The organism is Micromonospora sp. M71_S20 (assembly GCF_003664255.1).
In the GTDB taxonomy this organism is placed as follows: Bacteria; Actinomycetota; Actinomycetes; order Mycobacteriales; family Micromonosporaceae; genus Micromonospora.
This window is the reverse complement of the sequence record NZ_RCCV01000003.1, coordinates 1-13,440: the sequence shown is the minus strand read 5'-3', so window position 1 is coordinate 13,440 and position 13,440 is coordinate 1. Positions and strand designations below refer to the sequence as shown.

The following is a 13,440-nucleotide window of genomic DNA, read 5'->3' as shown; positions in this document are numbered from 1 at the left end:
GGCCGGTGGGGGTGGTCCGGCGGCGCACCGCCGGACCACCCCGTCTCACCGACTCATACCCTGCGGACGGCCACGGTCACCCGTTCGCCCTCGCCGACCTCCCCGGTGAAGCCGTCCACCCCGTCGGCGAAGTCGACGGAGTCGGCCAGCACCTCCCGGGCCACGAAGTCGGTGTACGCGGCCACCGCCGCGCGCACCTCCTCGGCGGCCGACACCGTCACCACGATCCGGTCCGAGACGTCCAGGTCGGCGTCGCGGCGGGCCTGCTGCACCACCCGCACGACGTCCCGGGCCAGCCCCTCCGCGGCCAGCTCGGGGGTGACCTCGGTGTCCAGCACCACCACGCCCTCGCCGCCGGGCAGCGGCGCGGAGTGCTCGGCGTCGGCGGCGACCAGGCGCAGCTCGTACTCGCCCTCGGCGAGGGTCACGCCGGCGGCGACGGGGGCGCCGTCGACCAGCTCCCACTCCCCCGCCTTGACCGCCTTGATGACCTGCTGCACCTGCTTGCCGACCCGCGGGCCGAGCGCGCGCGGCACCACGGTCAGCACCTGCTGGCAGTACGCGGACACCTCGTCGGTGAACTGCACCGCCTTCACGTTGACCTCGTCGGCGACCAGGTCGCCGAAGGGCCGCAGCTGCGCCGCGACGGGCGAGGCCACGGTCAGCGTCGACAGCGGCAGGCGCACCCGCAGGCCCTTGGCCTTGCGCAGCGACAGCGCCGCCGAGCAGACCTCCCGGGTGGCGTCCATCGCGGCGACCAGGTCGTGGTCGGCCGGGAACTCCCCGGCGGACGGCCAGTCGGTCAGGTGCACCGACCGCTCGCCGGTGAGGCCGCGCCAGATCTCCTCGGCGGTCAGCGGCGCCAGCGGCGCCACCACCCGGCACAGCGTCTCCAGCACCGTCCACAGGGTGTCGAAGGCGTCGGCGTCGCCGGACCAGAACCGGTCCCGGGAGCGGCGCACGTACCAGTTGGTCAGCGCGTCCAGGTAGGACCGCACGGTGGCGCAGGCGCCGGAGATGTCGTACGCGTCCATCTGCTCCTGGACCGTCGACACCAGCTCGTTGGTCTTCGCCAGCACGTACCGGTCGAGCAGGTGGGTACTGTCCGTCCTACGCCGTGCGGTGTGCCCGTCGGCGTTGGCGTAGAGCGAGAAGAAGTACCAGACGTTCCACAGGGGCAGCAGCACCTGCCGGACGGCGTCGCGGATGCCCGGCTCGGTCACGGCCATGTCGCCGCCGCGCAGCACCGGCGAGGACATCAGCATCCAGCGCATCGCGTCCGAGCCGTAGGCGTCGAACACGTGGTAGACGTCCGGGTAGTTGCGCAGGCTCTTGGACATCTTGCGCCCGTCGGAGCCGAGCAGGATGCCGTGACTGAGGCAGTTGCGGAACGCCGGCCGGTCGAACAGCGCGGTGGCCAGCACGTGCATGGTGTAGAACCAGCCGCGGGTCTGGCCGATGTACTCGACGATGAAGTCGCCCGGGTAGTGGTGCTCGAACCAGTCACGGTTCTCGAACGGGTAGTGCACCTGGGCGAACGGCATCGAGCCGGACTCGAACCAGCAGTCCAGCACCTCCGGCACCCGGCGCATCGTCGACTTCCCCGTCGGGTCGTCCGGGTTGGGGCGGACCAGGTCGTCCACCGCCGGCCGGTGCAGGTCGCTCAGGCGTACGCCGAAGTCGCGCTCGATCTCCTCCAGCGAGCCGTAGACGTCCACCCGCGGGTAGTTCGGGTCGTCGGACTTCCACACCGGGATCGGCGAGCCCCAGAACCGGTTCCGGCTGATCGACCAGTCCCGGGCGTTGGCCAGCCACTTGCCGAACGAGCCGTCCTTGATGTGCCCCGGCGTCCAGTTGATCTGCTGGTTCAGTTCGACCATCCGGTCCTTGAACTTCGTCACCGCGACGAACCACGACGACACCGCCTTGTAGACCAGCGGGGTGTCGCAGCGCCAGCAGTGCGGGTACGAGTGGGTGTAGGTGTCCTGCCTGAGGACGACCCCCCGCTCCTTGAGCTCCCGGATCACCGGCTTGTTGACGTCGAAGACCTGCTCGCCCTGGTACGGCGGCACCAGCCCGGTGAACCGGGTGTGGTCGTCCACCGTCACGATGGTGGGGATGCCGGCCGCGTTGCAGACGTTCTGGTCGTCCTCGCCGAAGGCCGGGGCCAGGTGGACGATCCCGGTGCCGTCCTCGGTGGTGACGAACTCCGCGCCGAGCACCTGGTAGGCGTTCGGGCCGGCCTGCTCGACGAGGAAGTCGAACAGCGGGGTGTAGCGGCGCCCGGTGAGGTCGCGGCCGGATACGGTGCCGACCTGCTCGTACCCCTCCAGCTCCTTGGCGTACGCGGCCAGCCGCGCCGCACCGACGACGTACCGCTGACCGTCGCGCTCCAGCACCGCGTACTCGATGTCGGGGCCGACGGCGAGCGCCAGGTTGGACGGCAGGGTCCACGGCGTGGTCGTCCAGACGCCGAGCCGCACCGGCCCGCGCACCAGCTCCGGGGCGCTCTCGTCGGGGGTCAGCGCGAACCAGACCGACAGCGTCGGGTCGTGCCGGTCCCGGTAGACGTCGTCCATCCGGGTCTCGGTGTTCGACAGCGGCGTCTCGCAGCGCCAGCAGTACGCCAGCACCCGGAAGCCCTCGTAGACCAGGCCCTTGTCGTGCAGGGTCTTGAAGGCCCACATGACGCTTTCCATATAGTCCAGGTCGAGGGTCTTGTAGTCGTCGGCGAAGTCGACCCAGCGGGCCTGCCGGGTGACGTAGCGCTCCCAGTCGTGGGTGAACTCCAGCACCGAGGAGCGGCACGCCTCGTTGAACCGGGCCACGCCGAGGTCGAGGATCTCCGCCTTGCTGGTGATGCCGAGCTGCTTCTCGGCGACCACCTCGGCGGGCAGGCCGTGGCAGTCCCAGCCGAAGCGCCGCTCCACCCGGCGACCGCGCATCGTCTGGTAGCGCGGCACCACGTCCTTCACGTAGCCGGTGAAGAGGTGGCCGTAGTGCGGCAGGCCGTTGGCGAACGGCGGGCCGTCGTAGAAGACGTACTCGTTCTTGCCCTGGTCGCCGGCCGGCCTGGCCTCGACGGAGGCCTCGAAGGTCTTGTCGGCCGTCCAGTGCTCCAGGACCCGGCGCTCGACCGCGGGCAGGTCCGGGCTCGCCGGGACGCCGGCGGCGGTCGGGTCGTGCAACGGATAGACCATCGGGGGTCGCTCTCCTCGCGCAGCTCACTGTCGTGTGGGTCTGCGAGGACGAGCCTTCTCGGGTACGCCTCGACGGCGCCCCCGGGCAGGCCCGCGGTACCACCCCGCTTGGCGGCCAGGATTGACCGCCCGCTCGTTGGCCGGCTGTGACGGGCCGGACCCGTCCGGTTCTACTGGGCCGGCGAACCGGCTGTTCTTCCGGAGGCTCACCGGTGATGGCCGGGTCATCGCCTTACGACCGTCAAGGTTACCCGACCACCTGGAAAGATCGCCGCCGAGTAAACCCGCGCCCGGCGACCGGTGCCTAGGGTGACGGGTGATCCGGATCAGGTTGGACGAGCCGACGCTCGCGCGCACCCGGATCGCGATCAGCCCGCTCCGGGAGGTGTGGACCAGCCTCTACCGCCGTCGGTTGCTGTACAGCCTCGAACCGGCCGGCCTGGCGCTCGTCCAGCTGGTGGGCGACGAGCCTGTCGTCGCCTCGGGAGGCTGATCGGCCCGCTCGGACCGACCGGCACCGACGAGACCACCTTGACACCGCTGGACCCGCGCGGCGCTCGTCCCAACCGCCGGCGGACCTCGTGAGCCTGCCCGATGTCGTAAGGCAGGCCCACGAGGTCCGTCGGCGGCTCGGGGCCGGTCCGTCGCGCCCGGTGCCACCGCGGGACTCCCCTGGCCGTCCGGCGAGGCCGACCCGGCGTGACCGGGCTCACGTCCGCCGGTGTCACGCCGCGCCAGCGCGCACCGTCGTGTGGGTGTCAACACCGACCGGACCGAGGAGGGCCGTCATGCAACGGATCAACGTGGCCGAGGTGGCACCGCAGGCGTACCAGGCCGTGCTGGGGCTGGAGAAGTACGTCCGGGCGAACGTCGGGCACACCGTGCTGGCGCTGGTGAAGCTGCGGGCGTCGATGCTGAACGGCTGCGCGTTCTGCGTCGACATGCACAGCCGCGACGCGCTGGCGACGGGCGAGTCGGACCGGCGGCTCTTCGCCGTCGCCACCTGGCGGGAGGCGCCGTTCTTCGACGAGCGGGAGCGGACCGCGCTGGCGCTCACCGACGCGGTGACCCGGCTCGGCGAGCACGGCGTGCCCGACGACGTCTGGGACGCGGCGGCGAAGGTGTGGTCCGAGAAGGAACTCGCCGACCTGCTGATGGCGATCGCCACCATCAACGTGTGGAACCGGATCGCCGTGACCTGCCGCACCGACCTCCCGACGGAGGCGTGACAATCCGCCACGCGACGCAGGCGGCCGGTGCGCTCGACGCGCACCGGCCCGCGGCGGCGGGTGTGTCAGACCAGCTCGGGGAACCAGAGCGCGATCTCGCGCTTCGCGCTGTCCGGCGAGTCGGAGGCGTGCACCAGGTTCTCGCGGTTGGACAGCGACAGGTCGCCGCGGATCGTGCCGGCCGCCGCGCGCCGCCCGTCGGTCGCGCCGACGAGCCCGCGCACCACGTCGATGACCTGGTCGCCGGAGAGCACCAGCGCCACCAGCGGGCCGCCGGTCATGAAGTCCTTCAGCGGCGGATAGAACGGCTTGTCGACGTGCTCGGCGTAGTGCTCGTCGGCCAGCGCGCCGTCCATCGTCCGGGACACCATCGCGTCGATCCGCAGCCCCTTGCGCTCGAAGCGGGAGATCACCTCGCCGACCAGCCCGCGGCGGACCGCGTCGGGCTTGATCAGTACGAGGGTGCGCTCATCGGGGCTGCTGCTGGACACGCTGGGTTCCTCCTGTGCGCGGAAGGCGGCCGGGCTGGGTACGGTCAGCCTAGCGACCCGGTCCCGGCACCGGCGCGGCGGCCGGTCCTTCCTCCGGCGGCCGATCCGGCCTAGCCTGGCCCTTGACCCTCGGGAGGTCCACTGTGGCGAATGGCGGGAACCGGCCCATCGCACCGGTACGCAAGCTGATCGCCGCGGTGCTGGGCACCGTGGCCACCTTCGTCGTCCTCTTCGGCCTCGGCATGACCAGCTGGGCGATCGTGGCGCTCGGGGTCGCCCTGCTGGTGCTGGCCATCGCGCTGGCCACGGTGCGCGGGGGCGGTCGCACCTGGGTGGTCGGCGTCGGGCACGTGCACAGCGCCTCCGAGCCCCCCACCCAGTACGCCTTCGGCCGCTGCGAGCTCCAGCTGGTGATCGACGCCCCGGGGCTGCCACCCCGGTCGAAGAAGATCATCGAGCCGCGGGTGCCGGTGGCGAAGTGGCCGTCGCTGGGTCAGACGCTGCCGATCCGGGTGGCCCTCGACGACCAGCGCCACGTCCGGGTGCTCTGGGACGACGTGCCCACCCACGCGGAGACCGCCGCCGCCGTCGCGGCCGACCTGCCGCCCGAGTACGCGGGTGCCGAGCCGCTGGACGACGTGCTGATCCAGCAGGAGGCCCCGCCGTGGGCGGACCGGGCGCCGGACGACGACTTCCGGGAGGACTACCGCGACGACTTCCGGGACGACTTCCGGGCGCCGGTGGGCGATCCGCTGGGCGACCCCGTCGGGGATCCGCTGGGCGATCCGCTCGGTGGGGACCGGGTCGGGCGGCCCGAGGAGCGCGAGCCCGTCGTGATGCACCAGCGTCCGGGTGGGCCGGTCGTGCTGGAGGGCACGCTCGTCGAGCAGCCCGCCACCGGCACCCTGCCGCGCCGGGCCACGCCGACGCCCCGCCCGCCCGCCGAGGAGCGGTTCGACGCGCCCGCGCCGGCGGATCCGCTCGACCTGCCCCTGGACGATCCCGCCCCGCCGCGCGACCGGGTCCGCGACGAGCGGATCAGCCCGGAGGAACTGGACGAGGCGATCTTCGGTCCGGGCCCGGCGACCGACGTCGACGAGGAGGCCGGGGAGACCGCGGCGGCCGGCGACGAGTTCGGGGCGCCGATCGCCGGAGTGGGGTTGACCCTGCTGGTCACCGACCTGCCCCGCTCGCTCAACTTCTATCGCGACCTGGGCTTCACCGAGGTCGACCGGGGCTCCGGCAACGCGGTGCTCGCCTCCGGCACGACCCGTCTGGTGCTGCGCGAGGTGACCGAGGCGGCGCCGATCAGCCGCCGGCTGGTGCACGTCAACCTCGAGGTCGACGACATCGGTTCCGCGTACGAGCGACTGCGCGGGACGGGCGTCCGGTTCACGTACGCCCCCCGGGTGGTCAACCGGGGCACGAAGCTGGAGGTGTGGGCGGCGGCGTTCCGCGACCCGGACGGCCACGGCATCGCCCTCACCCAGTGGCGGGAACGCGCCGAGGCCTGACCCGTCAGCCCAGGATGACCCGGCGGACGTGCAGGGCGTAGGCCCACACCAGGGCAAAGACGACGCCCAGCACCAGCAGCGACCAGTGCAGCAGGCCGGCCAGCATCAGCAGCCCCTGCAGGGCGGTGCCGGCGTGCCAGGCCCACGGCCGGCGCATCATGCCGGCCAGCAGCACCGCCGCCACGGCCAGCGCCACCACCGCTCCGATCGCCGCACCACCGAGGTCGCCGCCGACCACCCGGATCGGCTGGATGGCCAGCACCAGCACCAGCGCCTCCAGGCTGAGGGTGCCGGCGCCGAGGCCACGTACCGCCCGTTCCGGGTTGCGCAGCCCGGAACGGCGCGGCGGTCGCCCGCCGGGGGTGCCGTCGGCCGCCCCGGCCGGGCGGTCGTCGCCCTCGGTGACCCGCTCCGGCCCGGTCATCGCTTCAGCAGCCGACGGGCGTCGGCCACCGTCACCACCGACCCGGTGACCAGCACCCCGACCCCGCTCAGCTCCCCCGGTACGTCCTCCTCGGCCATCGCCACCGCCGCCTCGATCGCGTCCGGCATCTCCTCGGCCACCTCCACCCGCTCGGGTCCGAAGACCTCCGCCGCCAGCGCGGCCAGCTCCCGGGCCGGCAGCGCCCGGGGCGAGCTGTTGCGGGTCACCACGACCTGGTCGACCACCGGCTCCAGCAGCTCCAGCAGGCTGCCCGCGTCCTTGTCCGCGAGGACGCCGACCACCGCGACCAGCTTGCTGAAGGCGAACTCCTCCTGGAGGGCCGCGACCGTGGCCGCCATCCCGTGCGGGTTGTGCGCCCCGTCGAGCAGGATGGTCGGCGCGCTACGTACGCGCTCCAGCCGGCCGGGCGAGCTGGCGGTGGCGAAGCCCTCCCGGACCGCCTCGACGTCGAGCTGCCGCTTCGCCCCGGCGCCGAGGAACGCCTCGACCGCCGCCAGCGCCACCGCCGCGTTCTGCGCCTGGTGGGCGCCGTGCAGCGGGATGAACACCTCCTCGTAGACGCCGCCGAGACCCTGGAGGGTGAGCACCTGCCCGCCGACGGCGACCGCCCGCCGCAGCACCCCGAACTCGGCGCCCTCCCGGGCGATGGTCGCGCCGACCTCGGCGCAGCGCTCCAGGATCGGCCCGGCGGCCTCCTCCTCCTGCGCCGCGGAGATCACCGTCGCGCCCTTGTGGATGATGCCCGCCTTGGCCAGCGCGATGTCCTGGATGGTGTCGCCGAGCCACTCGGTGTGGTCCAGCCCGACCGGGGTGAGCACGCACACCCCGGCCTGGATCACGTTGGTGGCGTCCTCGGCGCCGCCCAGGCCCACCTCGACCACCGCCACGTCCACCGGGGCGTCGGCGAAGGTGGCGAAGGCCAGCGCGGTCGTCATGTCGAAGTACGTCAGCGGCTCCGCCGAGCGCTCGTCGACCAGCCGGGCCAGCGGCTCGATCTCCCGGTACGTGGCGACGAACCGCCCCTCGTCCACCGGCTCGCCGTCCAGGCTGATCCGCTCCCGGACGCTCTCCAGGTGCGGGCTGGTGTAGCGGCCGGTGTGCAGCCCGAACGCCCGCAGCAGCGAGTCGATCATCCGGGCCGTCGAGGTCTTGCCGTTGGTGCCGGTCAGGTGGATCGACGGGTACGCCCGCTGCGGGCTGCCGAGCAGGTCCAGCAGCGACTCGATCTTGTCCAGCTCGAAGGCCATGCGGGTGAACCCGCGGCCGGCCAGCTCGGCCTCGACGGCGGCGAAATCGGTGCGGTCGGTCACGAGGGCAGCGCCTCCAGAGCAGCGTCGATGCGGACGAGGTCGGCCTCGGCGACGGCGAGCCGGTCGCGGATCTTGGCGACCACCGGCTCCGGCGCCTTGCCGACGAACGCCGGGTTGCCGAGCTTCGCCCGGGCCTGCGCGGCCTCCTTCTCGGCGGCGGCCCGGTCCTTGGTCAGCCGGGCCCGCTCGGCGGCCACGTCGATCGACCCTCGGGTGTCCAGGGCCACGCTCACCTCGCCGGGCATGGCGAGCGTCGCGCTGGCCTGGAAACCGTCGCCGGCCGGGTCCAGCCGCACCAGCGACCGGATGAGCGGCTCGTGCGCGGCGATGCCGGCGGCGGCGAGGCCGTCGAGCCGCGCGGCGACCCGCTGCGTCGGGCGCAGCCCCTGGTCCGAACGGAACCGCCGGATCTCGGTCACCACCCGCTGGAGGGTGCCGACCTCGACCTCCGCGGCGTCGTCGACTCCGGTACGGTCGGCGACCGGCCAGGCGGCAGTCATCACCGTCTCGCCGCCGGTGAGCGCGGTCCACAGCTCCTCGGTGACGAACGGGATCACCGGGTGCAGCAGCCGCAGCAGCTGGTCCAGCACGTGCCCGAGCACCCGGCGGCTGGCCTCGGCGGCCGGCCCGTCCTCGGCGAGCACCGGCTTGGTCAGCTCCACGTACCAGTCGCAGACGTCGTCCCAGGCGAAGTGGTAGAGCAGGTCGCAGACCTTCGCGAACTCGTACGCCTCGAACTGCTCGTCCACCGCGGCGGTGACGTGCGCCAGTCGGGACAGGATCCACCGGTCGACCGTCGACAGCGTGTCGGCCGCCGGCAGCGGCCCCTCGGTGTGCGCGCCGTTGAGCAGCGCGAAGCGGGTGGCGTTCCACAGCTTGTTGCAGAAGTTGCGGGAGCCCTGGCACCAGTCCTCGCTGACCGGCACGTCCCCGCCCGGGTTGGCGCCCCGGGCGAGGGTGAACCGGGTGGCGTCGGCGCCGTACCGGTCGATCCAGTCCAGCGGGTCGACCACGTTGCCGAACGACTTCGACATCTTCTTGCCGTGCTGGTCGCGGACCATGCCGTGCAGGGCCACCGTCTCGAACGGCGGCCGGCCGTCCATGGCGTACAGGCCGAACATCATCATCCGGGCGACCCAGAAGAAGAGGATGTCGTAGCCGGTGACCAGCACGCTGGTCGGGTAGAACTTCGCCAGGTCGGGGGTCTGCTCCGGCCAGCCGAGCGTGGAGAACGGCCACAGGCCGCTGGAGAACCAGGTGTCCAGCACGTCCTCGTCCTGGTGCCAGCCCTCGCCGGTCGGCGGCTCCTCGTCCGGGCCGACGCAGACGATCTCGCCCTCGGGGCCGTACCAGACGGGGATGCGGTGGCCCCACCAGAGCTGCCGGGAGATGCACCAGTCGTGCATGTTGTCGACCCAGGCGAAGTACCGCTTGGCCAGCTCCGCGGGCTCGATCTTCACCCGGCCGTCGCGCACCGCGTCGCCGGCCGCCTCGGCCAGCGGGGTGGTGTTGACGAACCACTGGAGCGACAGCCGCGGCTCGACGGTCGTCCTGCACCGGGAGCAGTGCCCCACCGCGTGCACGTACGGCCGCTTCTCGGCGACGATCCGGCCCTGCTCGCGCAGCGCGGCGACGATCGCGGGACGGGCCTCGTACCGGTCCAGGCCCTGGAACGGGCCGTGCGCGGTGACGACGCCCCGCTCGTCCATGATCGTCAGCGACGGCAGGCCGTGCCGCTGGCCGATCTCGAAGTCGTTCGGGTCGTGCGCGGGGGTCACCTTGACCATGCCGGTGCCGAAGCTCGGGTCGACGTGCTCGTCGGCCACGATCGGGATCCGCCGGTCGGTCAACGGCACGGCCACCTCGGTGCCGATCAGGTGCCGGTAGCGCTCGTCGTCCGGGTGGACGGCGACCGCGGTGTCACCGAGCATCGTCTCGGCCCGGGTGGTGGCGACCACGACGTCGTCGCTGTAGCGGATCGAGACCAGCTCGCCGTCGTCGTCGGTGTGCTCCACCTCGATGTCCGACAGCGCGGTCAGGCAGCGCGGACACCAGTTGATGATCCGGTTGGCCCGGTAGATCAGCCCGTCGTCGTAGAGCTTCTTGAACATGGTCTGGACGGCCCGGGACAGGCCCTCGTCCATGGTGAAGCGCTCACGGTCCCAGTCGACGGAGTCGCCGAGGCGGCGCATCTGGCCGAGGATCGCGCCGCCGGATTCGGCCTTCCACTGCCACACCCGCTCGACGAACTCCTCCCGGCCCAGGTCGTGCCGGGACAGGCCCTGGCGGGCGAGCTGCCGCTCCACCACGTTCTGGGTGGCGATCCCGGCGTGGTCCATGCCCGGCAGCCACAGCGCCTCGTGGCCCTGCATCCTCTTGCGCCGCACCAGCGCGTCCTGGACGGTGTGGTCCAACGCGTGGCCCATGTGCAGGGAGCCGGTGACGTTGGGCGGCGGGATGACGATGGTGAAGGGGGGCTTGTCGCTGTCCGCCGACGCCCGGAAGTGGCCGGCGGCTACCCACTGCTCGTACCGTCGCTGCTCCACCTCGCCGGGCTGGTACTGGCCGGCAAGGGTCGGGGCGTCGGGGCGTCGGGCATCCAGTCTCTCGGTCACCCTGAAAGTCTACGGAGCGCTTCCCGGGACCCGACGTGCGCCACCTGCCGTTCGCGTACGGTGTCGGCTATGTCCGACGCACATCTCACCGATCGCCCGGTCGACGACGGGCCCGAACCGATCGACCTGACCGACGAGCCCATCCAGCTCAGCAACCGGGAGCCGGAGAACGCCCCGGAGCGGCGGGCCACGCGGTCGCGTCGCCGGCGGGTGGCGTGGGCCGTGGCGGCGGTGGTAGGGCTCGCGGGGGCCGCGGTGCTGGGCACTGCCGGCTGGCGGGTCGCCCAGCAGAAGGACGCCGACCTGGCCACCCCGGACCGGGTGGCGGGCCTCGTACGCGACGACAGCGACCGGGCCCGCAGCACCTCCGACTACCTGCGCAGCGGATTCGCCGCCGACATCGACCTGGACAGCAGCTTCGGCACCGTCTACCGGGATCCCGCCGACGGCAAGCGCTCGGTGCTCGTCTTCGGCGGCACGACCCTGCTCTGGCAGCCGGAACGGGACCTGGACAGCCTCTTCGGCCTGCTGACCGACGAGACCGGCAAGGTGACGGGGCTGCGCGGGGTGCCCGCCGGACGCTTGGGCGGCGTGATGAAGTGCGGCATCACCAGCGGCGACGGCGGCGACTTCGCGGTCTGCGGGTGGGCCGACCACGGCAGCGTGGTGATGGCGATGTTCCCGGGCCGCTCCGTCGACGACGCCGGCGGCCTGTTCCGCGCCATGCGCGAGGAGATCCAGACCCGCGGCTGACGCCTTCCGCCGAGCCCGCCCGCGCCGCTCCCGCTGCGGGCCGGCCGGCAGCCGAACGTGAGACTTCGACACTGCCGGCCGGGCCGCGAAAAGGTCCGTAACGCAGTTCAGGGCCACCCCGAAGGGTGGCCCTGAACCGAAAGATTGTCCGGCGGTGTCCTACTCTCCCACACCCTCCCGAGTGCAGTACCATCGGCGCTGGAGGGCTTAGCTTCCGGGTTCGGAATGTAACCGGGCGTTTCCCCTCCGCCATGACCGCCGTAACTCTATCGACATGTCAAACAACACCACAACACGCGTGGTCTGTTGTTCGTTCATCGAGAGTTGCACAGTGGACGCGTAGCAGCTTAGTAGTCAAGTCCTCGGCCTATTAGTACCGGTCAACTGAACCCGTTACCGGGCTTACATTTCCGGCCTATCAACCCAGTCGTCTAGCTGGGGGCCTTACCCCACCAAGGTGGGTGGGATACCTCATCTTGAAGCGAGCTTCCCGCTTAGATGCTTTCAGCGGTTATCCCTTCCGAACGTAGCTAACCAGCCGTGCCCCTGGCGGGACAACTGGCACACCAGAGGTTCGTCCGTCCCGGTCCTCTCGTACTAGGGACAGCCCTTCTCAAGTATCCTACGCGCACGGCGGATAGGGACCGAACTGTCTCACGACGTTCTAAACCCAGCTCGCGTACCGCTTTAATGGGCGAACAGCCCAACCCTTGGGACCTGCTACAGCCCCAGGATGCGACGAGCCGACATCGAGGTGCCAAACCATCCCGTCGATATGGACTCTTGGGGAAGATCAGCCTGTTATCCCCGGGGTACCTTTTATCCGTTGAGCGACACCGCTTCCACTCGCAAGTGCCGGATCACTAGTCCCGACTTTCGTCCCTGCTCGACCTGTCAGTCTCACAGTCAAGCTCCCTTGTGTACTTGCACTCAACACCTGATTGCCAACCAGGCTGAGGGAACCTTTGGGCGCCTCCGTTACCCTTTAGGAGGCAACCGCCCCAGTTAAACTACCCACCAGACACTGTCCCTGAACCGGATAACGGTCCGAAGTTAGATACCCAAATCAACCAGAGTGGTATTTCAAGATTGCCTCCACCCATACTGGCGTATGGACTTCACCGGCTCCCACCTATCCTACACAAGCTAATTCGGATACCAATGTCAAGCTATAGTAAAGGTCCCGGGGTCTTTCCGTCCTGCCGCGCGTAACGAGCATCTTTACTCGTAATGCAATTTCGCCGGGCCTGTGGTTGAGACAGTGGGGAAGTCGTTACGCCATTCGTGCAGGTCGGAACTTACCCGACAAGGAATTTCGCTACCTTAGGATGGTTATAGTTACCACCGCCGTTTACTGGCGCTTAAGTTCTCCGCTTCGCCCCGAAGAGCTAACAGGTCCCCTTAACGTTCCAGCACCGGGCAGGCGTCAGTCCATATACATCGAATTACTTCTTCGCATGGACCTGTGTTTTTAGTAAACAGTCGCTTCCCCCTGCTCTCTGCGGCCATACAACGCTCCACCCGCGTGGGGCTTCACGTCTCCGGCCCCCCTTCTCCCTAAGTTACGGGGGCAATTTGCCGAGTTCCTTAACCACAGTTCGCCCGATCGCCTCGGTATTCTCTACCTGACCACCTGTGTCGGTTTGGGGTACGGGCCGCTAAGAACTCGCTAGAGGCTTTTCTCGGCAGCATAGGATCACTGACTTCACCTGAATCGGCTCGGCATCACGTCTCAGCCTTCATGTGTTGCGGATTTGCCTACAACACGGCCTACACGCTTACCCCGGCACAACCACCGGCCGGGCTCAGCTACCTTCCTGCGTCACCCCATCGCTTGACTACTACCCGCCAGGTTCCCACGCTCCCCCAGTTTGGTCCGAAGA

At 70.6% G+C, this 13,440-nt stretch carries 9 protein-coding genes and 2 rRNA genes; 4 read left to right on the top strand and 7 right to left on the bottom strand.

The features are described from left to right. Positions 1–53 precede the first annotated feature (53 nt). Positions 54–3,200, bottom strand: a complete 3,147-nt coding sequence (gene ileS / locus DER29_RS25250; RefSeq protein WP_121400187.1) for an isoleucine--tRNA ligase — start codon at positions 3,198–3,200, stop codon at positions 54–56. 316 nt (positions 3,201–3,516) lie between these two features. On the opposite strand from ileS, the gene DER29_RS34265 reads away from it, so the two are divergent. Then, complete coding sequence (locus DER29_RS34265) at positions 3,517–3,693, top strand: hypothetical protein (RefSeq protein ID WP_158619080.1); 177 nt, start codon at positions 3,517–3,519, stop codon at positions 3,691–3,693. Between the two features lie 295 nt (positions 3,694–3,988). After that, positions 3,989–4,429 carry a carboxymuconolactone decarboxylase family protein gene (locus tag DER29_RS25245; RefSeq protein ID WP_121400186.1) on the top strand — a complete coding sequence of 147 codons (441 nt, stop codon included), beginning with the start codon at positions 3,989–3,991 and terminating at the stop codon, positions 4,427–4,429. A gap of 65 nt (positions 4,430–4,494) precedes the next feature. On the opposite strand, the gene ndk is transcribed toward DER29_RS25245, so the two are convergent. Next, positions 4,495–4,920, bottom strand: a complete 426-nt coding sequence (ndk, locus tag DER29_RS25240; RefSeq protein WP_121400185.1) for a nucleoside-diphosphate kinase — start codon at positions 4,918–4,920, stop codon at positions 4,495–4,497. Between the two features lie 143 nt (positions 4,921–5,063). Between ndk and DER29_RS25235 the strand changes: the two genes are divergently transcribed. Beyond that, complete coding sequence (locus DER29_RS25235; protein ID WP_121400184.1) at positions 5,064–6,434, top strand: VOC family protein; 1,371 nt, start codon at positions 5,064–5,066, stop codon at positions 6,432–6,434. A 4-nt stretch (positions 6,435–6,438) separates the two neighbouring features. On the opposite strand, the gene DER29_RS25230 is transcribed toward DER29_RS25235, so the two are convergent. Genes DER29_RS25230 through DER29_RS25220 form a run of 3 tightly spaced genes read right to left on the bottom strand, consistent with a single transcriptional unit; the run spans position 6,439 to position 10,804 of the window. After that, positions 6,439–6,858: a DUF4233 domain-containing protein gene (locus DER29_RS25230; protein WP_121400183.1), complete on the bottom strand. Its 420-nt coding sequence runs from the start codon at positions 6,856–6,858 to the stop codon at positions 6,439–6,441. Then, positions 6,855–8,189, bottom strand: a complete 1,335-nt coding sequence (locus DER29_RS25225; protein WP_121400182.1) for a folylpolyglutamate synthase/dihydrofolate synthase family protein — start codon at positions 8,187–8,189, stop codon at positions 6,855–6,857. Before DER29_RS25225 ends, DER29_RS25230 begins: the two co-directional genes overlap by 4 nt. Then, positions 8,186–10,804, bottom strand: coding sequence for a valine--tRNA ligase (locus DER29_RS25220; RefSeq protein WP_121400181.1), 2,619 nt, complete (start codon positions 10,802–10,804; stop codon positions 8,186–8,188). Before DER29_RS25220 ends, DER29_RS25225 begins: the two co-directional genes overlap by 4 nt. Positions 10,805–10,873: 69 nt before the next feature. Here DER29_RS25220 and DER29_RS25215 point away from each other — a divergent pair, with 69 nt between their 5' ends. Beyond that, a complete protein-coding gene (locus DER29_RS25215; protein ID WP_121400180.1) occupies positions 10,874–11,557 on the top strand; it encodes a hypothetical protein in 684 nt (227 codons plus the stop codon). Positions 11,558–11,703: 146 nt separating this feature from the next. On the opposite strand, the gene rrf is transcribed toward DER29_RS25215, so the two are convergent. Together rrf and DER29_RS25205 are read right to left on the bottom strand one after the other, a co-directional pair. Continuing rightward, positions 11,704–11,820, bottom strand: a 5S ribosomal RNA gene (gene rrf / locus DER29_RS25210). A gap of 87 nt (positions 11,821–11,907) precedes the next feature. Continuing rightward, positions 11,908–13,440 (bottom strand): 23S ribosomal RNA (locus DER29_RS25205); the annotation flags it as partial.

Excerpts from the sequence above, each read along its gene's own strand:
- ileS (WP_121400187.1), bottom strand. The coding sequence starts at position 3,200 with ATGGTCTATCCGTTGCACGACCCGACCGCCGCCGGCGTCCCGGCGAGC.
- DER29_RS25245 (WP_121400186.1), top strand. The coding sequence starts at position 3,989 with ATGCAACGGATCAACGTGGCCGAGGTGGCACCGCAGGCGTACCAGGCC.
- DER29_RS25230 (WP_121400183.1), bottom strand. The coding sequence starts at position 6,858 with ATGACCGGGCCGGAGCGGGTCACCGAGGGCGACGACCGCCCGGCCGGG.
- DER29_RS25215 (WP_121400180.1), top strand. The coding sequence starts at position 10,874 with ATGTCCGACGCACATCTCACCGATCGCCCGGTCGACGACGGGCCCGAA.